The organism is Streptomyces resistomycificus (assembly GCF_001514265.1).
GTDB classification, from domain to species: domain Bacteria; phylum Actinomycetota; class Actinomycetes; order Streptomycetales; family Streptomycetaceae; genus Streptomyces; species Streptomyces resistomycificus.
On sequence record NZ_KQ948990.1, the window covers coordinates 408,204 to 428,090 of the forward strand.

Here is a 19,887-nt window from a genome sequence, read left to right on the forward strand (position 1 = left end):
GTTTGGGCCGGCCCGGGCCGGGGTGGAGTGTGGAAGTTCGCACCCCGGCCCGGGTCTCATCGCAGGTGCTTCGCAGGCTTGGTGGCGGCGTTGAGCAGGTACTCCAGGGGGCCGCGGCGGAAGAAGCGGGACCAGATCGCGGCGAACAGGACGGCTCCGAGGACGTACATGATCAGGGGCAGCCAGGTCTGCTGGGTGCCGGTTCCGGCGGGCGTGGACAGCGCGGTCTGTGCGAGGAAGTGGCCGACGTAGGCGGTCAGGGACATGGTGCCCACGGCGATGACCGGCTTGGCCAAGCGGCGCAGTCGCGGCAGGCGGTCCATCGCCACCGTCGCGCCCACTATCACGAGGATCGCGATTCCGACGCTGCCGATGATGTCGAACGTGGTTCCGCTGTGCGGCCCGGCCGTCAGGAGAAACGACGCGGGCATGTCGGGGAACGACCCTGCGTCAGTGGGCATCGACCCGCTGCCGGTGGGCATCGAACCGGAGCCGCCGGACGACGGCCCGTCTTCCGCGAGGCTCCGCAACGCGCCCTTGCCGGCGAGCAGCAGGGACATGCCGTAGGCGGCCGCGGTGAGGGTGGCGCCGAGCGCGGCCAGGCGCTTCAGGATGGTGCCGCAGGAGAGGTCGAGGCGGCCCAGCGCCATGCCCGCGATGACGAACGACATCCAGGTGAGCGCCGGGTAGAAGCCGGTGAACAGCAGATCGAGGACGCCGACCTCGCTGAGGTGACGAAGCGGGTCGTAGGTGTTGACGCTCTGCTGGACCGACGGGGTCAGCAGCGAGGTGAGGACGAACGCCAGCTGCGGTGTGACGAGGGCGAACGCGGCCGCGATGATCGCGAGGGTCCTGGCGCTCAGTCGCACCAGGGGCAGGGCGAGGAGGAAGTAGACGCCGTAGAAGCCGAGGATGATCACGCCCCCGTACTCCATCGCCATCACGGTGCCCAGCGCCAGCAGGATCACGGCGCGGATCGCAATGCGGGCCCTCGCCTGCCGGCCCGCCTGGCCGGTCTTGGGCTCGCGGCGGCCGGCGAGCAGCATCAGGGAGAACCCGGCGAGGGTGGCGAACAGGACCGACGAGTGACCGTCCGATATGTATCGGATCCAGCTGCCGACGCCAGTCGTGGCGGAAAGCGGGGGGCCGATGTGCACGACGTACATGCCGAACACCGCCAGCGCGCGGGCCAGGTCCACCCCCACGAGGCGTCCCATCGAGGGACCGGGCGAGGCCGGGGACTCGGGGGAGGTCCGGGGCGGCGGAGGCGAGTTCTCCTGCGGAGCTGATGTCTCCTGCGGCGGCTGTGTCTGTGTCATACGGAGAACCTCGCGTGGACGTCCGGGGGCGGACCATCCGGCAGTCTTCGGGCTCTCCCCCGCCGATCGGCGGGTACCGCCCTGCCGACAGGCGGAGTCTCGTCCTGACCGGTCGGTCCGGTGCGACCGGACGGGCGGTGTTGTTCGGCCACTTGGCGGGGGTGGACCCGACGGTTGCCGGATGGGCCCGTGGCGGCCGGGCTCGAAGACTGGAGGCATGACAGACCGCGCCGACACAAGGTGCGCGAGGACTGCCCCGGCACTTCGGCCCGCGTACCGGGTTGTGACGCCACGACACCGCAGAAGAAAGGAACTTCGTGAACACCGCATCCGCTCCGACGACGGATGAGCCGTCCCCGACGGATGAGCCGTCCCTGTCCGCGCGGGAGACGATCAAGGCACTGGGCGCGTATGTGCGGCCGCACCGGTGGGCGGTCACCCTCGGTCTGTTGTGCGCCCTGGTCGGGGCCGCCGGGGGGCTGCTGCAGCCTCTGGCCACGAAGGCGCTGGTGGACCGGCTGGCCTCCGGTGAGACCATCGCCGGGATCCTGATCGCGCTCACCGTCCTGGTGGTGCTGGGCACGGCGGTCGAGGCGCTCGGCGCGTACGTGCTGGAGCGGACGGCGGAGTCGGTGGTCCTGGCCGCGCGGCGCACCCTTGTGGGGCGGCTGTTGCGGTTGCGGATCTCGGAGTGGGAGCGGATCCCGCCGGGTGATCTGATGTCCCGGGTCACTTCGGACACCACGCTGCTGCGGGCGGTCAGCACCCAGGCGGTCGTCTCCGCGGCCACCGGCGCGGTGGCCTTCGTCGCGGCGGTCGTGGTGATGGCGTTCCTGGACGTCGTGCTGCTGGGTGTGACGCTCGGTGTGATCGTGTTGGTCGGTGGGGCCGCCGCGCTGGTGATGCCGCAGATCGCGCGGGCCACCGAGCGGTCGCAGAAGGCGGTCGGGGAGATCTCCGTCGGATTGGAGCGGTCTCTCGGGGCGTTTCGCACGGTGAAGGCGTCCGGTGCCGAGGAGCGGGAGACCGCTCGGGTGGTGGCGGCGGCGCGGCGGGCGTGGCGGCACGGTGTGAAGAGCGCGAAGTGGGAGGCCGTGGCGGGCTCGGCCGACGAACTCGCCGTACAGCTGGCCTTTCTCGCGGTGCTCGCGGTCGGCGGGGCGCGGGTGGCGTCCGGGGAGATCCCCGTGTCCACCCTCATCGCCTTCCTGCTGTACCTCTTCTATCTGATCGAGCCGGTGTCCAAGCTGGTCGACGCCGTGACCTCCTATCAGGAGGGGGCGGCCGCGGCCTCCCGCATCGCGGCCGTGGAACGCCTCTCGACGGAATCGCCCGCTCGGCAGGCGGACGCCCTGCCCCGGCAGGGGACAGCCGCGCCGGGTCCGGCGTCGGTCCGTTTCGAGGACGTGTCCTTCCGCTACCGTCCGGGCCTGCCGTACGTCCATCAGCGGGTGCGTTTCGAGGTACCGGGTGCCGGGATGACGGCCTTCGTGGGCCCCTCGGGTGCGGGCAAGTCGACGATCTTCGCGCTCATCGAGCGGTTCCACGAGGCCACCGGTGGCCGGGTCCTGGTCGACGGCAAGGACGTACGGCACTGGCCGCTGTCCCAACTGCGGTCCGCCATCGGATACGTCGAGCAGGACGCCCCGGTGCTGGCCGGCACGCTCCGCGAGAACCTCGTCTTCGCCGCGCCCAATGCGACGGACGACGCCCTCCGCGATGTCCTGGCCCGCACGAAGCTCGACACCCTCGTCGAGCGTCTGCCCCACGGCCTGGACACCCCGGTCGGCCACCGCGGCTCGAAGCTGTCGGGCGGTGAGCGGCAGCGCATCGCCATCGCCCGCGCCGTACTGCGCAAGCCCCGCCTGCTGCTGTTGGACGAGGCGACCTCGCAACTCGACGCCGTCAACGAGCTCGCGCTGCGGGACGTCATCGCGGACGTGGCCCGGGAGACCACAGTGCTGGTGGTGGCCCACCGCCTGTCGACGGTGACAGGCGCCGACCGGATCGTCGTCATGGACGCCGGCCGGGTCCGGGCCGTGGGCACTCATGAGGAACTGGTGGACCAGGACCGGCTGTACGCGCGGCTGGCGGCCACCCAGCTCCTGGCCCCCGCGCGATGACCCACCACACGCAAGGTTGTCCGGTCGTCCACTGTCCCGGTCCCGGCCGGACAACCCCACGTTCGCTCACCGCGATGCTCAGGGCCATCCCGGCATACGGGGAGTGGTGCGCGCAGTCCTCGCCGAATGGCCGCTGGTAGTGGCGGCGTTGCCCACCACACTGCTGCTGTGGGGGGCGGGCCTTGGCTGGTGGCACTCCACAGGCATCGAGTACGTCGCCTTCGGAATCAACACCGTCCTGCTCCTGGGCTGGGGCCTGCTCGCCTCCCGGGCCGCAGGTCGTACGTGGGGACGAGCCGTCAGGATCGGCGGTACTGACGCGCTCTTGGGAGTGGCCGTCGCCTTGGTCGGCACCCTGCTGAAGTGAGGCGGCGATCAGGGCTGTCAGCCTGGTTCCGGCATCCTCACCGGGCTGACGCGGCACCGGACAGGTCAGGACGGGGAGCTGGACAAAAGGCAAGCCGGCGGAGCACGGTCCAGGGGCGTCGGCGTGCGCTGCCGGTTGAGGCTCACGTGTGAGCCGCAAGCCGACAGCCGACAGCATGTCAGTCCGCGCTCAGGGGAACCCTCAGCCGCACCCGGTAGCCGCCCTGAGCAGTCGGGCCCGCGTCCAGGGTGCCGTGCAGGATCTCGGCCCGTTCCCGCAGGCCGACCAAGCCCTGCTGCGAACCGGGCAAGGAGAGGGAGGGGCGCGTGGGAGGGGTGTTGGTGACGGTCACTCCAATACCGTCCCCGTCCTGCCACAGCTCGACGCGAGCGCTGGCGCCTGGGGCGTGCTTGCGGACGTTGGTCAGCGCCTCCTGAACCGTGCGGTAAAGGGCGCGTTGGGCGGGTGTGCCCACGGTGGGCGGCAGCTCACCCGTCAACTCCGTGTGCGTTCCGCTGGATTCGACCAGTCTGCGCAGGTCGGCCAAGGTGGGCTGCGGCGTCAGCTCGGTGGATTTGCCGCCGGAGGCGCGCAGCAGCGTGACCATGGTGCGCAGCTCGTCGAGGGTGGTGACGCTCAGCGAACGGATCGTGCGGGCGGCCTCCTTGGCGTCCGCGTCCCGCGCGGCGACCTGCAACGCCCCGGCCCGTACGGCGATCAGGCTGACCTGGTGGGAGACCACGTCGTGCATCTCGCGGGCCAGCTGGGCGCGTTCACGGGCGAGCACGGCCTGTGCGTGCAGGGTCCGCTCGTGCTCCCTGGCCTCCTCGACCTCGGCCAGCCGCCGCGCCAGGTCCCGTCGTGCCTGGAGAAGCTGGCCGAAGAGGACCGGGGCGACGCTGGTTGCCAGGCCGTACACGAAGAAGACCAGCGTCATGGTCCGGTCCGCCTCGGCCAGGGGCCACGGAGTACTGCTCGCGACGGCGGCCAGGACGACGCACACCGCGAGGAGACGGCGGTTGCGGGAGCGTTCGGCCAGCGTGAACAGCGCCGCGAGCACAGCGACGGCGACGTCCTGCATCAGCGCGATGGGCAGGGTGAGCAGGAAGACGCCGAGCGGGAACCTGCGCCGGAACGCCAACGCGGCGCAGCCGACCGCGGCCAGCGTGACCTCGGGACGCGTGTGCTCCCACATGTCCACCACCAGCACATCCACGGCCGCCACCGCCACCAGGACGATGTCGACGACCGGCGCGGGAACCCGCTGCCATACGGCACGTGCACGGCTCATCGGCCGGCTTCCGACCGCGGGCGCTCGTCGAGCAGCCCGGCCCGCTGCGCCAGCAGCGCGGCCTGCACCCGGCTCGTCACCCGCAGCTTCGTGAGAATCGCGCTGACGTGGTCCTTCACCGTGCCCGCCCCCAGGTGGATACGCGCCCCGATATCGGCGTTCGACAGCCCCTCCGCCACCAGGACGAGGACGTCGCGCTCCCGCGCGGTGAGCAGCCGGACCCGCGCGGCCTCCTCGTCGACGGCCGCCTCGGTGCCGGGGTGGCTGTGCAGCAGCGTCCGCGACGCCTTGGGCGACAGCACCACACCGCCCGCGACCAGGGTCCGCACCAGGTGGGCAAGCTGCTCCGGCTCCGTGTCCTTGAGCAGGAAGCCGGCCGCGCCGGAGTTCAGCGCGGTCAGGATGTACTCGTCGGCGTCGAACGTGGTCAGCATCGCCACCACCGGCGGATCCGGCATCGTCCGCAGCTCGCGCAGGACGGTGAGCCCGTCGACGTCCGGCATCCGGATGTCCAGCAGCACCACGTCCGGCCGCTCCCGCCGGACGGCCTCCACCGCGTGGCCGCCGCTCGCGGTCGCGACGACCTCGATGTCCTCGGACGCGCCCAGAATGAGTTCGAAGCCCGAGCGGACCAGTGCCTCGTCGTCGACCACCACTACCCGGATCACGCGCTCCGCCTCACCTTCGTTCATGCCGTCCGGCCCATGTCGACTCGACCCTAAAGCCACGTAGAGCTCTTGCGGCCCGGCGAGCGGCAGCTCCAGCCACACGGCGGGGTAGCACCCTCCACTCGGCAGGGACACGGCAGCCTTCTGCCGGATAGTCCATGATCGGCCCGGGTCTCCAGCCTGAGGGTCATGACCCGTCACCCGGACTCCCCGCCGCCTACGGCCGACGCGCCGTCCCCCGAACGCGAGCGCAGCGGGCCCTCGGCCGGCGCGCCCGGCGTGGGCCGGCTGATAGGGCTGGACCTGGCCCGCGGCCTGGCCGTCTTCGGCATGTACGCGGTCCACGTAGGCCCCGCCCCCAGCCAGGGCGGAGTCATCGGCTTCCTGATGGAACTGGCGCAAGGCCGCTCATCCGCCCTGTTCGCCGTCCTGGCCGGCTTCGCGGTCGCCCTCATCACCGGCCGCCGCACACCGAAGACCGGCCTGGCCGGCCGGCAGGCCGTCGCCAAGGTGATCATCAGGGCCGTGATCCTGCTGGCCCTTGGCACCGCCCTGACCCTGACGGGCACCCCGGTCGTGCCGATCCTCGCTTTCTACGGACTGTTCTTCCTGCTCGTGCTGCCGCTGTACCGGCTGGGCGCCAAGCCACTGGCGTTGATCGCCGCAGGATGGGCCCTGGTAGGTCCGCAGCTGCTGTACGCGCTGAAGCCGGTGGTCGGCGGCCGCGTGTTCCTCTCCTACGGCCAGGCCGACGGCCCCGTCTCACTGTTCTTCACCGGCGGTTACCCGGCCCTGACCTGGGTCCCGTTCGTGATCGCCGGTATGGCTGTCGCCCGCTGCGACCTGGCTGCCAAGGCTGTCCGGATGCGCCTCGCCCTCACCGGCGTCGCCCTCGCCGTCACCGGCTACGGCGGCTCCTGGCTCGCGGTGCGTCTCGTACCCGGTGCCGCCGAAGCCGTCCGGAAAGCCGAAGAGGGGCCGGGCAGGTCGTCCGTGTCGTCCGTGCCGCCCGACAGCATCGGCATCTTCGGCGACACCCCCGCCGGGATGCTGGCCTCAGCCCCGCACAGCGAGGCGACCCTGTCCATCATGGCCGCCACGGGTGTGGCGATCCTGGTGATCACCGCGTGCCTGGCCGCCATGGACGCCGTCCCCCGGCTACGCCGCCTGGCCAAGCCCGTCATCGCGGTCGGCTCGATGTCACTGACGGCGTACGTCTACCACATCGTCGCCATCTGGCTCCTGGACACCGAGACATCGGCCGTCCCGCCGCTGCACATCCTGCTCGGCCTCATCGCGTCCGTCACCGTCCTCGCCACCCTCTGGTCCCGCTTCGTGAAGCGAGGGCCGCTCGAATGGCTGATGGGCAGGGCGACCGGACTGGCCCGACACATCCGATAACCCGGAAAGTCCGTACACCGAAGGTGACTGCTGCTCAAGATCACACCCCTGCCGGTTCTGGTCCGGCCAGCGTCCAGAATCCGGCACCCAAGGCCTCGTGCACGCCACCCGCGGAAGCCTGCCTGCCCCATTGCCGGACCACGACATCTACACAGGTCAGAGCGGTGTGGACTCACGCTGACCGCCACGGAGCCGAACTCACGCGCAGCGGATTCATTCCGCTCAGGCAAAGTTGACGATCCGACAGGACAAGGTGAACGTTTCCGCAGGTCAGAACCTTGCCGAAGTGGGGCGGGTGGGACTCGAACCCACGGCCGACGGATTATGAGTCCGCTGCTCTAACCGGCTGAGCTACCGCCCCATAGCGGCGTGTCGCGTACAGCTGTGCGCGCCGTCTGCCGCAGCATAGCCGCTCATACGATCTCCTGCTTCGTATGGTCGACTTCGCATGCCCTAGAGGACCACGCCGTGACCTGCGCGGTTCCACCGCACATGAAAAAGGACCCCTTCGGGGGTCCTCCTTCAGCATGCTCTCCCGACTGGACTCGAACCAGTAACCTGCCGGTTAACAGCCGGCTGCTCTGCCAATTGAGCTACGGAAGATCGAAGCTCCCCCGACTGGACTCGAACCAGTAACCTGCCGGTTAACAGCCGGCTGCTCTGCCAATTGAGCTACGGAGGAATGCCTCGTTGCATCGAACGCACCTACCTGGGTATTCGCCAGGGGGCGGGCGTCCGCTGCGACACATACATTAGCGCAAGCAGGGGGGTGCTCCGCCAATCGGTTCCCCCCTGGCACCGATGCCGCGCCGGAGACCTACACGAGGGAAGGGTGGCGCCATGCGCTACAAACTCACGTTCGTCGTCGGGCTGGCTCTGGGTTACGTGCTGGGCACGAAGGCCGGACGCGAGCGCTACGAACAGTTGAAGAAGTCCGCGCGCCAGGTCGCGCAGAACCCCGCCGTCCGCAACTCCGCGGAGACCGCGGCACAGCAGGGGCGGCAGTTCGCGGGCAAGGCGTACCACGTGGTGAGCGACAAGGTCGGCGACCGGGTCCCCGACTCGGTGGCCCAGCGGGTCCGCTCCCTGCGTGATCGCAACGCCAATGGAGCAGCGGACGACGACTGGGGCTCGAGCAACACCTGACCGAGCCCCCTCGACGCCGGACAGAGCGACGCCACGAGGGGTGCGGGCGACCGTGCGACCAGGCACGACGAACCGGCACCCGCCGGACCACCCGCACCCCGACGGCGCCCATGGCTACGGCGAGCGCGTCGGTACGGCAGAATTTTGGCCATGGGGATAGTCGCCGGGTTGGACAGTTCGCCCGATTTCACTCGTATCGTCGTCTGCGACGCGGACACCGGTGCCGTGCTCCGGCAGGGATACGCACCGCATCCGGTCGAAGGCGCCGAAGGCGGCTCGCGGCCCTCCGATGTGGATCCGCAGGCCTGGCTGCTGTCCCTCGGTGAGGCCGCCGGCGGCGGACTGCTGGAGGGCGTGCAGGCCATCGGCGTGTCCGCGCAGCAGAACGCGGTGGTGCCGCTGGACTCGCAGGGCAACACGGTGCGGCCGGCGATGGTCGGTGGCGACAAGCGGGCGCAGGTCGCGGCGGCCGATCTGGTCGACGCCCTCGGCGGGCGCGAGGCGTGGGCGCAGGCCGTGGGCTGTGTGCCCACGGCCGCGCAGCCGGTGACCAAGCTGCGCTGGCTGAACAAGACCGAGCCGGACAACGCCCTGCGCACGGCCGTCCTGCTACAGGCGCACGACTGGCTGGTGTGGCAGCTGCTGGGGCGGCCGGTCCGCCGGACCACCGACCGCGGCGGGGCCTCCGGGACCGGGTACTGGTCCGCGGCCACGGGCGCCTACCGGCCCGACCTCGTCGAGGTGGCGCTCGGCCACCAGGTCATGCTGCCCGAGGTGATCGGGCCCTCCGACGCGGCCGGTACGACGCCGGAGGGGCTGCTGATCTCCGCGGGCACCGGCGAGACGATGGCCGCCGCCTTCGGGCTGGGGCTCGGGCTGGGCGACGCCGTGGTGTCGCTCGGGGCCTCCGGGTCCGTGATGGCCGTACACCCCGAGGCGCTGGTCGACCAGAGCGGAATGATCACGTCCCTGGCGGACGCCACCGGCATGCATCTGCCGGTGGTCACCACCCTGAACGCCGTACGGACCCTGCGTGGGGCCGCGGAGCTGCTCGGGGTCGGGGACCTGGAGAGCCTGTCCGAGCTGGCGATGAAGTCGACGCCGGGGGCGCACGGGCTGGTGCTGCTGCCCTATCTGGAGGGCGAGCGGACGCCGCATCTGCCGCACACCGCCGGCACTCTGGTGGGTCTGCGGCGGGAGTCGATGAAGCCGGAGCACCTGGCGCGGGCCGCGTTCGAGGGCATGCTGTGCGGTCTCGCGGACGCACTCGACGTGATGCGCGGCCGGGGCGTGGAGGTGCGCCGGGTGTTCCTGCTGGGGGCCGCGGCGGAGCTGTCCGCGGTGCAGGCGGCGGCGCCCGCGCTGTTCGGCGCGCAGGTCGTCGTACCGCAGCCGGCGGACTACGCGGCGATCGGCGCGGCCCGGCAGGCCGCCTGGGCGCTCGGCGTGTCGCAGGGCACCCTCGATCCGCGCAACCCGCCGGCCTGGCAGGGGGCGGCGGCGCAGGTCCTGGAGCCCGGCGAGGAGCTGGCGGTGGGGCAGGCCGTGCGGCAGCAGTTCGTGTCGGTGCGGGAGCAGACGCACCCGGGGGCGTTCCGGTCCTAGGGACGCCGGGAGTGGAACGTAAGAGTCCGGTGGGAGCCGTACCCGGAAGGCCCTGTGAAGCACTGCTGTCGGCTTAATCGGTTGAGGTAACACGGGTGGAGTGTCCGACGATAGGGGCCAGGGGCAACCAAACCCCGCCCCCACCGCCGACTCCGAGAGACCGAGCGTGCTCATACGACTGCTGCGGACCTATCTCAGGCCCTACAAGAAGCCCATCACCCTTCTGGTGCTGCTGCAGTTCCTGCAGACCTGCGCCACTCTCTACCTGCCCACGCTGAACGCGGACATCATCGACAGCGGCGTCGTGAAGGGCGACACCGGGTACATCCTCTCGTTCGGCGCCCTGATGATCGGCATCTCGCTGGTGCAGGTCGTGTGCAACGTCGGGGCCGTGTACTACGGCGCGAAGACCGCCGCGGCGCTCGGCCGGGACCTGCGGTCCGCCGTCTTCGACCGGGTGCAGTCGTTCTCGGCGCGTGAGGTCGGGCACTTCGGCGCGCCCTCGCTGATCACCCGGACGACCAACGACGTCCAGCAGGTCCAGATGTTGGCCCTGATGACGTTCACGCTGATGGTGTCGGCGCCGATCATGTGCGTGGGTGGCATCGTCCTGGCGCTCGGGCTGGACGTGCCGCTGTCCGGGGTGCTGGTCGCGGTGGTGCCGGTGATGGGGATCTGCGTGACGCTGATCGTCCGCGCCCTGCGCCCGCTGTTCCGCTCCATGCAGGTGAAGCTGGACACGGTGAACCGGGTGCTGCGCGAGCAGATCACCGGCAACCGGGTGATCCGCGCCTTCGTGCGGGACGAGTACGAGCAGGATCGCTTCCGCAAGGCCAACGCCGACCTGACGGACACGGCTCTGGGCGCCGGGAACCTGCTGGCGCTGATGTTCCCGATGGTGATGACGGTGGTGAACCTGTCGTCGATCGCGGTGGTGTGGTTCGGCGCGCACCGCATCGACGGCGGCGAGATGCAGATCGGCGGGCTGACCGCGTTCCTCGCCTATCTGATGCAGATCGTGATGTCCGTGATGATGGCCACCTTCATGTTCATGATGGTGCCGCGCGCGGAGGTGTGCGCCGAGCGCATCGAGGAGGTTCTGAGCACGTCGTCGAGCGTGGTGCCGCCGACGGCTCCCGTGTTCGAGCTGCGCCGGCACGGTCATCTGGAGGTCCGCGGGGCGGGCTTCCGTTACCCGGGTGCCGAGGAGCCGGTGCTGAGGTCGGTCGACCTGGTGGCCCGGCCCGGTGAGACGACCGCCGTCATCGGCTCGACCGGCAGCGGCAAGTCGACGCTGCTGGGGCTGGTGCCGAGGCTGTTCGACGCCACCGACGGCGAGGTGCTCGTCGACGGGGTGGACGTGGCGAGCATCGACCCGGTGCTGCTGGCGAAGACGGTCGGCATGGTGCCGCAGCGGCCTTACCTGTTCGCGGGCACGGTCGCCAGTAACCTGCGCTACGGCAATCCGGACGCCACCGACGAGGAGCTGTGGCACGCGCTGGAGGTGGCGCAGGCCAGGGAGTTCGTCTCCGGCCTCGAGGGCGGGCTGGACGCGCCGATCGCGCAGGGCGGGACGAACGTGTCGGGTGGACAGCGCCAGCGGCTCGCGATCGCCCGCACCCTGGTGCAGCGGCCGGAGATCTACCTCTTCGACGACTCCTTCTCCGCGCTCGACTACGCGACCGACGCGGCCCTGCGGGCGGCGCTGGCCGCGGAGACCGCCGAGGCGACCGTGGTGATCGTGGCCCAGCGGGTGGCGACCATCAGGGACGCCGACCGGATCGTCGTCCTCGACGAGGGGCGGGTCGTGGGCACCGGACGGCACCGGGAACTGATGGCGGACAACGAGACCTATCGGGAGATCGTGCTCTCCCAGCTGACGGAAGCGGAGGCTGCCTGATGGCGGGGCCGGCGGGGCGCATGATGGCGGGGACCGGACCCGACCACCGTTCGATGGACTTCAAGGGGTCCGGCAAGCGGCTCATCACCCATTTCAAGCCCGAGCGGCTGACCATCTACGTGCTGCTGCTCTGTGTGACGGTGAGCGTCGCCCTGTCGGTGGTGGGGCCGAAGATCCTCGGCAAGGCCACCGACCTGGTGTTCGCCGGGATCGTCGGACGGCAGATGCCTGCCGGGGCCACCAAGGAGGAGGCCCTGGAGGCGATGCGGGAGCGCGGCGACGGTTCGGTCGCCGACATGCTCAGGAGCACCGACTTCACCCCGGGCAAGGGCATCGACTTCGGTGCCGTCGGCGAGGTGCTGCTGCTCGCGCTGACCGTGTTCGTGGTGGCCGGTCTGCTGATGCTGGCGGCCACCCGGCTGGTGAACCGGGCGGTCAACCGGACGATGTACCGGATGCGCGAGGACGTGCAGACGAAGCTGTCGCGGCTGCCGCTCGCGTACTTCGACAAGCGCCAGCGCGGTGAGGTGCTCAGCCGGGCCACCAACGACATCGACAACATCGGGCAGACGCTCCAGCAGTCGATGGGCCAGCTCATCAACTCCGTCCTGACCATCATCGGCGTGCTGGTGATGATGTTCTGGGTGTCCTGGCTGCTGGCGCTGGTCGCCCTCGTGACCGTGCCGCTGTCGTTCTTCGTCGCCACCCGCGTCGGCAAGCGGTCGCAGCCGCACTTCGTGCAGCAGTGGCGCTCCACCGGCAAGCTGAACGCGCACGTCGAGGAGATGTACACCGGGCACACCCTGGTGAAGGTGTTCGGGCGCCAGGAGGAGTCGGCGCAGCAGTTCGCCGAGCAGAACGAGGCGCTGTACGAGGCCGGGTTCAAGGCGCAGTTCAACAGCGGGATCATGCAGCCGCTGATGATGTTCGTGTCCAACCTGACGTACGTCCTGGTCGCGGTCATCGGCGGGCTGCGGGTGGCGGCCGGTGCGCTGTCCATCGGTGACGTGCAGGCCTTCATCCAGTACTCGCGGCAGTTCTCGATGCCGTTGACGCAGGTCGCGTCGATGGCGAACCTGGTGCAGTCGGGCGTCGCCTCGGCCGAGCGGATCTTCGAACTCCTGGACGCGGAGGAGCAGGAGGCGGATCCGGTGCCGGGTGTGAGGCCGCAGGAGCTGCGCGGGCGGGTGGCGCTGGAGCACGTGTCGTTCCGGTACGACCCCGACAAGCCGCTGATCGAGGATCTGTCGCTGAAGGTCGAGCCGGGGCACACGGTCGCGATCGTCGGGCCGACGGGGGCGGGCAAGACGACCCTGGTGAACCTGCTCATGCGGTTCTACGAGGTGTCCGGCGGGCGGATCACCCTCGACGGTGTGGACATCGCGAGGATGTCCCGGGACGAACTGCGCGCCGGGATCGGCATGGTGCTCCAGGACACCTGGCTGTTCGGCGGCACGATCGCCGAGAACATCGCGTACGGCGCCTCGCGCGAGGTCACGCGCGGGGAGATCGAGGAGGCGGCGCGGGCCGCGCACGCCGACCGGTTCGTGCGGACGCTGCCGGACGGCTACGACACCGTGATCGACGACGAGGGCAGCGGGGTGAGCGCCGGTGAGAAGCAGCTCATCACCATCGCCCGGGCGTTCCTGTCCGACCCGGTGATCCTGGTGCTGGACGAGGCGACGAGTTCGGTGGACACACGGACCGAGGTGCTGATCCAGAAGGCGATGGCGAAGCTCGCGCACGGGCGTACGTCGTTCGTGATCGCGCACCGGCTGTCGACGATCCGGGACGCCGACACGATCCTGGTGATGGAGAACGGGTCGATCGTCGAACAGGGCGCGCACGCCGACCTGCTGGCGGCGGACGGGGCGTACGCGCGGCTGTACAAGGCACAGTTCGCGCAGGCGGTCGCCGAGATCGACTAGCCGCGGGGGCCGCTCGCCGCGGTGAGCGGCCCCGCCTCAGTCCAGGTATCCCCTCAGCTGGTCCGCGAAGGCGTGGTCCCGCAGCTTGTTGAGGGTCTTGGACTCGATCTGCCGTATCCGCTCCCGGGTGACGCCGAAGATGCGGCCGATCTCCTCCAGGGTGCGGGGACGGCCGTCGGCCAGGCCGTAACGGAGCTGGACGACCTTGCGTTCGCGCTCGCCGAGCGTCGACAGCACCGCTTCGAGGTGCTCCCGCAGGAGCAGGAACGCGGCCGACTCGACGGGGGACGCGGCGTCGCCGTCCTCGATGAGGTCGCCGAGGGCCACGTCGTCCTCCTCGCCCACCGGGGCGTGCAGGGAGACGGGTTCCTGGGCCAGGCGCAGGACCTCGCTGACGCGTTCCGGTGCCAGGTCGAGGTGGGCGGCGACCTCTTCCGGCGTGGGTTCGTAGCCCCGCTCCTGGAGCATGCGGCGCTGGACACGGACCACCCGGTTGATCAACTCCACCACGTGGACGGGGACCCGGATGGTGCGGGCCTGGTCGGCCAGGGCCCGGGACATGGCCTGGCGGATCCACCAGGTGGCGTACGTGGAGAACTTGTAGCCGCGGGCGTAGTCGAACTTCTCGACCGCCCGGATGAGGCCCAGGTTGCCCTCCTGGACGAGGTCGAGCATGGTCAGTCCGCGGCCGACGTACCGCTTGGCGACGGAGACCACCAGGCGCAGGTTCGCCTCGATGAGGCGGCGCTTGGCCATCCGGCCCATGACGACCAGACGGTCCAGGTCGAGGGCCAACTGGCTGTCCGGGTCGGGGGTGTTGCTCAGTTTCTCCTCGGCGAACAGGCCGGCCTCGACGCGGCGGGCGAGTTCGACCTCCTCGGCCGCGGTGAGCAGCGGGATGCGGCCGATCTCCCGCAGGTACTGGCGGAACAGGTCCGAGGAGGGGGCGGAGGTGTCGGCGCGGCTGCGGGGCGGTTCGGGAACCTCGACGGGTTCGGGGGTCTCGGTGCTCTCCAGCTCGTCGGCCGGTGGGGCCTCGGGCTCCGCTTCGGGGTGGTGCACGGCACGGTTCTGCGGCGGGACCGCGCCGAGTACGTCGGTCTCGGCGTCCGGTTCCGTGCCGTCCGTAGCGCTGTCGGTCTGGGTGAGGGTCTGGGTCTGCACGGGGGCGACCTCCAGGGTGATCGCTGCTGAGGTGTGCGGCAGCGCTGCTTCGGGAGCGGAGTCGACGGCCTCGCCGCTGTCCGTCCCGTACGCGATGAGCGGAACCGCGGGTGTGTGGGACCCGTTGGGGACGGATCGGCCGCGCTCCGAGGACTCAGGCACCGGAACCCAGTGTGGAGTACGACACATCGCCGCCACGAGGGGCGTGCGGGGACTTTTTGGGTCCGGTCCGTGACCGCGTGGTTACCCTGCCGCGGGCGGCCTCTCAGAGGGCGGCGGCTCCGTGCCCGCGTAGTGCCTGGTCGTACTGCTGGAGGACCCACAACTCGTTCTGTACGGCGGCCAGCTGGGCCGGGTCGCCGTGGGTGCCGAGGCGGGTCAGGGTGGACTGGATGTCGCGGATGCGGCGCTCGACCGCGCGGCGGCGGACCGTGACGAGCTGGTCGCCCGCGTAGTTCTCGTCGACGGTCTTGCGCAGGATCGCCTCGACCGCGAGCTCGGTGACCATCGCGCGCACGGCGTCGTCGGGGGCGGCGTCACGGACCCTGACCAGGTACTCCTGCGCGTCCTTGAGGCCGTACTCCGCGCCGCCCGCGTCCATGATCGCCTGGCGTACGGCCGCGTAGGGCGGGGCGGTGAACTCGTCGACGCCGTACGCGTCGAAGGCCGGGGAGACCAACTCGGGGCGCTGCAGGGCGAGTTTGAGGAGCTCGCGTTCGGTGGCGTAGACCGGGTTGCGGAGGTTGAGTGCCGGGCCGGCGACGGCGGGGCGGGAGGGGCTGTCGTACTGCTGGGGGCCGCGCTGTGGCGCCGGGCCCTGGCCGCCCCGGTCCCGGGCCCAACGGGCCAGCTGCGCCACGCGCTTGACGACGAACTGGGTGTCGAGGATGCCGAGCATGCCGGCGAGCTGCACGGCGACCTCGTGCTGGGCGCCGCTGTTCTTGATGCGGGCGACGATGGGGGCGGCCTCGTCGAGCGCGGCCGCGCGGCCCGCCGGGGTGTCCAGGTCGTAGCGGACGACGATCTGGCGCAGGGCGAACTCGAAGAGCGGGGTCCGCGGTTCGACCAGGTCGAAGACCGCTTCGTCGCCCTTGGCGAGGCGCAGGTCGCAGGGGTCCATGCCGTCCGGGGCGATGGCGATGTAGGTCTCGGCGGCGAACTTCTGGTCGTCCTCGAAGGCGCGCAGGGCCGCCTTCTGGCCGGCCGCGTCGCCGTCGAAGGTGAAGATCACGCGGGCCGAGCCGTTGTCCATCAGCAGCCGGCGGAGGATCTTGATGTGGTCGCTGCCGAAGGCCGTGCCGCAGGTGGCGATGGCGGTGGTGACGCCGGCGAGGTGGCAGGCCATGACGTCGGTGTAGCCCTCGACCACGACCGCGCGGCTGCTCTTGGCGATGTCCTTCTTCGCCAGGTCGATGCCGTAGAGGACCTGGGACTTGCGGTAGATCGCGGTGTCGGGTGTGTTGAGGTACTTGGGGCCGTTGTCGGCCTCGTACAGCTTGCGCGCGCCGAAGCCGACGACCTCGCCTCCGATGTCGCGGATGGGCCACATCAGGCGGCCGCGGAAGCGGTCGATGGGGCCGCGGCGGCCCTCCTGGGAGAGGCCGGAGAGGAGGAGCTCCTTGTCGGTGAAGCCCTTGCCGCGGAGGTGGCGGGTGAGGTGGTCCCAGCCCTGGGGGCTGTAGCCGACGGAGAAGTGCTCGGCGGCGGCCTGGTCGAAGCCGCGCTCGGCGAGGAACTTGCGGCCGGTGTCGGCCTCGGGGCTGGTCGCCAGCTGTTCCACGTACCACTGGGCGGCCGCCTTGTGGGCCTCTACCAGGCGGATCCGCTCGCCGCGCTGGTGGGAGGGGTTGTACCCGCCCTCCTCGTACCGCAGGGTGATGCCGGCCTGGGCGGCGAGACGCTCCACCGCCTCGGAGAAGGAGAGGTGGTCCACCTTCATCACGAAGGTGATGGTGTCTCCGCCCTCCTGGCAGCCGAAGCAGTGGAAGAGTCCCTTGCTCGGGCTGACCTGGAAGGACGGCGACTTCTCGTCGTGGAAGGGGCACAGGCCCTTCAGGTTCCCGCCGCCGGCGTTGCGCAGCTGGAGGTACTCGGACACCACGGCGTCGATCGGGACCGCGTCCCGTACCGCCTTCACGTCCTCGTCGTTGATCCGTCCTGCCACGCGGTGAGTCTACGGGGCGGAACCGACACTCATGGGGCGAGGTGACCGGCCACGGGCGATCGACCTCGCGGGGTCACGAGGTGAGGCTGTCCAGCGGAACGTGCGGGTTCGCGAGTGCCTCGGTGTCCACCCGGGCCTTGCCACGGATCAGCTGCTGGATGGGCTCTGTGACGTCCCACACGTTCACGTTCATCCCGGCCAGCACCCGGCCCTGCCTCACCCAGAACGCGATGAACTCCCGCTTGCCGGCGTCTCCGCGGATCACCACCTCGTCGTACGAGCCCGGGGGCGCCCAGCCGCTGTACTCCATCCCCATGTCGTACTGGTCGGAGAAGAAATAGGGCACGCGGTCGTAGGTGGTGTCCTGGCCGAGCATCGCGCGGGCGGCGGCCGGTCCGCCGTTGAGCGCGTTGGCCCAGTGTTCGACGCGCAGCCGGGCGTCGAAGAGGGAGTGGTGGAAGGAGGCGATGTCACCGGCCGCGTAGATGTCGGGGTCCGAGGTGCGCAGGCGCTCGTCGACGACGACACCGCCGCCGTGCGCCCGGTCGGCGATCTCCAGGCCCGCGGCCTCGGCGAGAGCCACCCGCGGGGCCGCGCCGACCGCCGCGAGGACGTCGTGCGCCGGGTGCTCCTCGCCGTCGTCGGTGCGGGCGGCGAGAACCATGCCGTCCTGGCCGATGATCTCGGTGAGCCGCACGCCGAAGTGGAAGCGGACACCGTGCTCGCGGTGCAGCTCGGCGAAGAGGTTGCCGATCTCGGGGCCGAGGACGTGGTACAGCGGGGTCGGCGACGGTGCGACGACGGTGACCTCCGCGCCGTACTCGCGGGCCGCCGCCGCGACCTCCAGGCCGATCCAGCCGGCGCCGGCGATCACCAGGTGCCCGTTGTCCCTGCCCAGGGCCGCCAGGACGCCCTTGAGGCGCTCGGCGTGGGCGAGGCGGCGCAGGTGGTGGACGCCCGCGAGGTCCGTGCCCGGGATCTCCAGGCGGCGGGGTTCGGCGCCGGTCGCCAGGAGCAGTTTGTCGTAGTGGACGAGTGTGCCGTCCTGGCCGAAGCGGACCGTCTTGGCGGTCCGGTCGACGGCGTCGACGGTCTCGCCGAGGTGCAGCTCGATGTCGTGGCGCGCGTACCAGGCGGGTTCGTGCACGAAGACGCTGTCGCGCTCCTCCTTGCCCAGGAGGTAGCCCTTGGAGAGCGGCGGACGCTCGTACGGGTGGTCGCGTTCGTCGCAGATCAGTATCACGCGGCCGGTGAAGCCCTCCGTTCGGAGCGTCTCGGCCGCCTTCGCACCGGCGAGACCGCCTCCGACGATGACGAATGTCTGATCCGCGTCGACCACTTGATGCCTCCTCGTAAGGGTGCCGCCACATTGGAGCGTCCCGCACGGAGCGTGATGGGGGAAGAGGGAGTGGCCCGATCAGGCCACGGAGGGTCACCTTCGGGCGGGTTTCACGTCACGCGAGCCTCTCCCTGCTCGTGCGCTGTGCTCATGCGCTCCGCTCATGGATCGCATGGTCACGGATGCCCCGTCAGGTGCGCGTGAAGCGAGCGGGCCGCGGCGTCGGTGAGGGAGGCGATCTGGTCGACGATCACCCGTTTGCGGGCACGGTCGTCGGCGGCCCGGTCGAACAGCGCCCGGAACTGGGGTTCCAGGCCGTCGGGAGCGCGCCGGGTGAGCGCCTCGGCCAGCTCGGCCACCACGATCCGCTGGTCGGCCCGCAGCAGCTCCTGCTCGGCCCGCTGCATGACGTACCGGTCGGCGACCGCCTTGAGGACCGCGCACTCCAGGCGTGTGGCACGGGGTACGACGAGTTCGGCGCCGTACCCGGTGAGCCGGCCGGTGCCGTACGCGGCGCGGGTGGCGGCCTCGGCGGCGAGGCAGAAGCGGCCGATGAGCTGACTGGTGGCGTCCTTGAGGCGGGCCTGGGCGACGGCCGAGCCGTCGTAGACGTGCGGCCACCAGGGCTGGTCCTGGAGCCGGTCGAGGGCCTCGGCGAGTTCCGCGGGGTCGGTGTCCGCGGGCACGTAGCGGCCGAGGGCTACCTCGAAGACCGCCTGCCGTTCGGGCTCCGCGCGCAGGGAGTCGGGGTCGAGGTGGCCGGCGTGCAGGCCGTCCTCGACGTCGTGCACGGAGTAGGCGACGTCGTCGGACCAGTCCATGACCTGGGCCTCGAAGGTGGTGCGGGTGCCGGGGGCGTCCTTGCGGACCCAGTCGAAGACGGGGCGGTCGTCGTCGTAGACGCCGAACTTCGAGGACTGGGGGTCGGTGGGGTGGCCGCCGCGGGGCCAGGGGTACTTGGTGGCGGCGTCCAGGGCGGCACGGGTGAGGTTGAGGCCGACGGAGCCTTCCGCGGTGAAGCGTTTGGGCTCGATGCGGGTGAGGAGTCGCAGGGACTGGGCGTTTCCTTCGAAGCCGCCGCAGTCGTGGGCGAACTCGTTCAGTGCCTGTTCGCCGTTGTGGCCGAAGGGGGGGTGGCCGAGGTCGTGGGACAGGCAGGCGGCCTCCACGAGGTCGGGGTCGCAGCCGAGGGCCGCGCCCAGCTCGCGGCCGACCTGGGCGCACTCCAGGGAGTGGGTCAGGCGGGTGCGGGGGCTGGCGTCCCATGCCTCGTTGCGTGTGCCCGGTGTGACGACCTGGGTCTTGCCGGCGAGTCTTCTCAGCGCGGAGGAGTGCAGGATGCGGGCCCGGTCGCGTTGGAAGGCGGTGCGGCCTGGGCGTTTGTCGGGTTCTGTGGCCCATCGCTCGACTGACGCCGGTTCGTAGCCGGGGGGTGGGATGTGGTGTTCGCCTTCCATGACCTCGACAGTACG

14 protein-coding genes and 3 tRNA genes are annotated in these 19,887 nt (G+C 70.7%); 7 read left to right on the forward strand and 10 right to left on the reverse strand.

The window, feature by feature from the left end:
• Window positions 1-56 precede the first annotated feature (56 nt).
• Window positions 57-1,319 carry a DUF418 domain-containing protein gene (locus AQJ84_RS11970; RefSeq protein ID WP_030043112.1) on the reverse strand — a complete coding sequence of 421 codons (1,263 nt, stop codon included), beginning with the start codon at window positions 1,317-1,319 and terminating at the stop codon, window positions 57-59.
• A 317-nt stretch (window positions 1,320-1,636) separates the two neighbouring features.
• Between AQJ84_RS11970 and AQJ84_RS11975 the strand changes: the two genes are divergently transcribed.
• A complete protein-coding gene (locus AQJ84_RS11975) occupies window positions 1,637-3,442 on the forward strand; it encodes an ABC transporter ATP-binding protein (protein ID WP_053190587.1) in 1,806 nt (601 codons plus the stop codon).
• Between the two features lie 106 nt (window positions 3,443-3,548).
• Complete coding sequence (locus tag AQJ84_RS11980; protein WP_198536277.1) at window positions 3,549-3,809, forward strand: hypothetical protein; 261 nt, start codon at window positions 3,549-3,551, stop codon at window positions 3,807-3,809.
• Between the two features lie 178 nt (window positions 3,810-3,987).
• Here AQJ84_RS11980 and AQJ84_RS11985 read toward each other — a convergent pair whose 3' ends face one another.
• Together AQJ84_RS11985 and AQJ84_RS11990 are read right to left on the reverse strand one after the other, a co-directional pair.
• Window positions 3,988-5,100 (reverse strand): sensor histidine kinase, encoded by a 1,113-nt coding sequence (locus tag AQJ84_RS11985; RefSeq protein ID WP_030043110.1) that lies wholly within the window; start codon window positions 5,098-5,100, stop codon window positions 3,988-3,990.
• Window positions 5,097-5,792, reverse strand: coding sequence for a response regulator (locus AQJ84_RS11990; protein ID WP_030043109.1), 696 nt, complete (start codon window positions 5,790-5,792; stop codon window positions 5,097-5,099). Before AQJ84_RS11990 ends, AQJ84_RS11985 begins: the two co-directional genes overlap by 4 nt.
• A 165-nt stretch (window positions 5,793-5,957) precedes the next feature.
• Between AQJ84_RS11990 and AQJ84_RS11995 the strand changes: the two genes are divergently transcribed.
• Complete coding sequence (locus AQJ84_RS11995) at window positions 5,958-7,169, forward strand: DUF418 domain-containing protein (RefSeq protein WP_053190585.1); 1,212 nt, start codon at window positions 5,958-5,960, stop codon at window positions 7,167-7,169.
• A gap of 287 nt (window positions 7,170-7,456) precedes the next feature.
• Here the strand turns inward: AQJ84_RS11995 and AQJ84_RS12000 are convergent.
• The 3 genes from AQJ84_RS12000 to AQJ84_RS12010 form a co-directional block, all read right to left on the reverse strand.
• Window positions 7,457-7,530, reverse strand: a tRNA-Ile gene (locus tag AQJ84_RS12000).
• 169 nt (window positions 7,531-7,699) lie between these two features.
• Window positions 7,700-7,772, reverse strand: a tRNA-Asn gene (locus tag AQJ84_RS12005).
• Between the two features lie 6 nt (window positions 7,773-7,778).
• Window positions 7,779-7,851: transfer RNA gene (locus tag AQJ84_RS12010), tRNA-Asn, on the reverse strand.
• Between the two features lie 158 nt (window positions 7,852-8,009).
• Here AQJ84_RS12010 and AQJ84_RS12015 point away from each other — a divergent pair.
• The 4 genes from AQJ84_RS12015 (at window position 8,010) to AQJ84_RS12030 (ending at window position 13,748) form a co-directional block, all read left to right on the forward strand.
• Entirely contained in the window at window positions 8,010-8,315 is a 306-nt protein-coding gene (locus AQJ84_RS12015) for a hypothetical protein (RefSeq protein WP_030043106.1), read from the forward strand.
• Window positions 8,316-8,465: 150 nt separating this feature from the next.
• Window positions 8,466-9,920 carry a xylulokinase gene (locus tag AQJ84_RS12020; RefSeq protein WP_053190583.1) on the forward strand — a complete coding sequence of 485 codons (1,455 nt, stop codon included), beginning with the start codon at window positions 8,466-8,468 and terminating at the stop codon, window positions 9,918-9,920.
• Window positions 9,921-10,086: 166 nt separating this feature from the next.
• The gene (locus AQJ84_RS12025; protein ID WP_053190581.1) at window positions 10,087-11,820 is read left to right on the forward strand and encodes an ABC transporter ATP-binding protein; all 1,734 of its coding nucleotides are present in this window, start codon (window positions 10,087-10,089) and stop codon (window positions 11,818-11,820) included.
• On the forward strand, window positions 11,820-13,748 hold the full coding sequence (locus AQJ84_RS12030; RefSeq protein WP_053190579.1) for an ABC transporter ATP-binding protein: 1,929 nt from the start codon (window positions 11,820-11,822) through the stop codon (window positions 13,746-13,748). Before AQJ84_RS12025 ends, AQJ84_RS12030 begins: the two co-directional genes overlap by 1 nt.
• A 36-nt stretch (window positions 13,749-13,784) precedes the next feature.
• Here the strand turns inward: AQJ84_RS12030 and AQJ84_RS12035 are convergent, their stop codons facing one another.
• The 4 genes from AQJ84_RS12035 to AQJ84_RS12050 form a co-directional block, all read right to left on the reverse strand.
• Window positions 13,785-15,074, reverse strand: coding sequence for an RNA polymerase sigma factor (locus AQJ84_RS12035; protein WP_030043103.1), 1,290 nt, complete (start codon window positions 15,072-15,074; stop codon window positions 13,785-13,787).
• Window positions 15,075-15,177: 103 nt separating this feature from the next.
• Window positions 15,178-17,076, reverse strand: a complete 1,899-nt coding sequence (dnaG, locus tag AQJ84_RS12040; protein ID WP_030043102.1) for a DNA primase — start codon at window positions 17,074-17,076, stop codon at window positions 15,178-15,180.
• 73 nt (window positions 17,077-17,149) lie between these two features.
• Window positions 17,150-18,415 carry an NAD(P)/FAD-dependent oxidoreductase gene (locus AQJ84_RS12045; RefSeq protein ID WP_030043101.1) on the reverse strand — a complete coding sequence of 422 codons (1,266 nt, stop codon included), beginning with the start codon at window positions 18,413-18,415 and terminating at the stop codon, window positions 17,150-17,152.
• A gap of 176 nt (window positions 18,416-18,591) precedes the next feature.
• Entirely contained in the window at window positions 18,592-19,872 is a 1,281-nt protein-coding gene (locus tag AQJ84_RS12050) for a deoxyguanosinetriphosphate triphosphohydrolase (RefSeq protein WP_030043100.1), read from the reverse strand.
• Window positions 19,873-19,887: the final 15 nt, after the last annotated feature.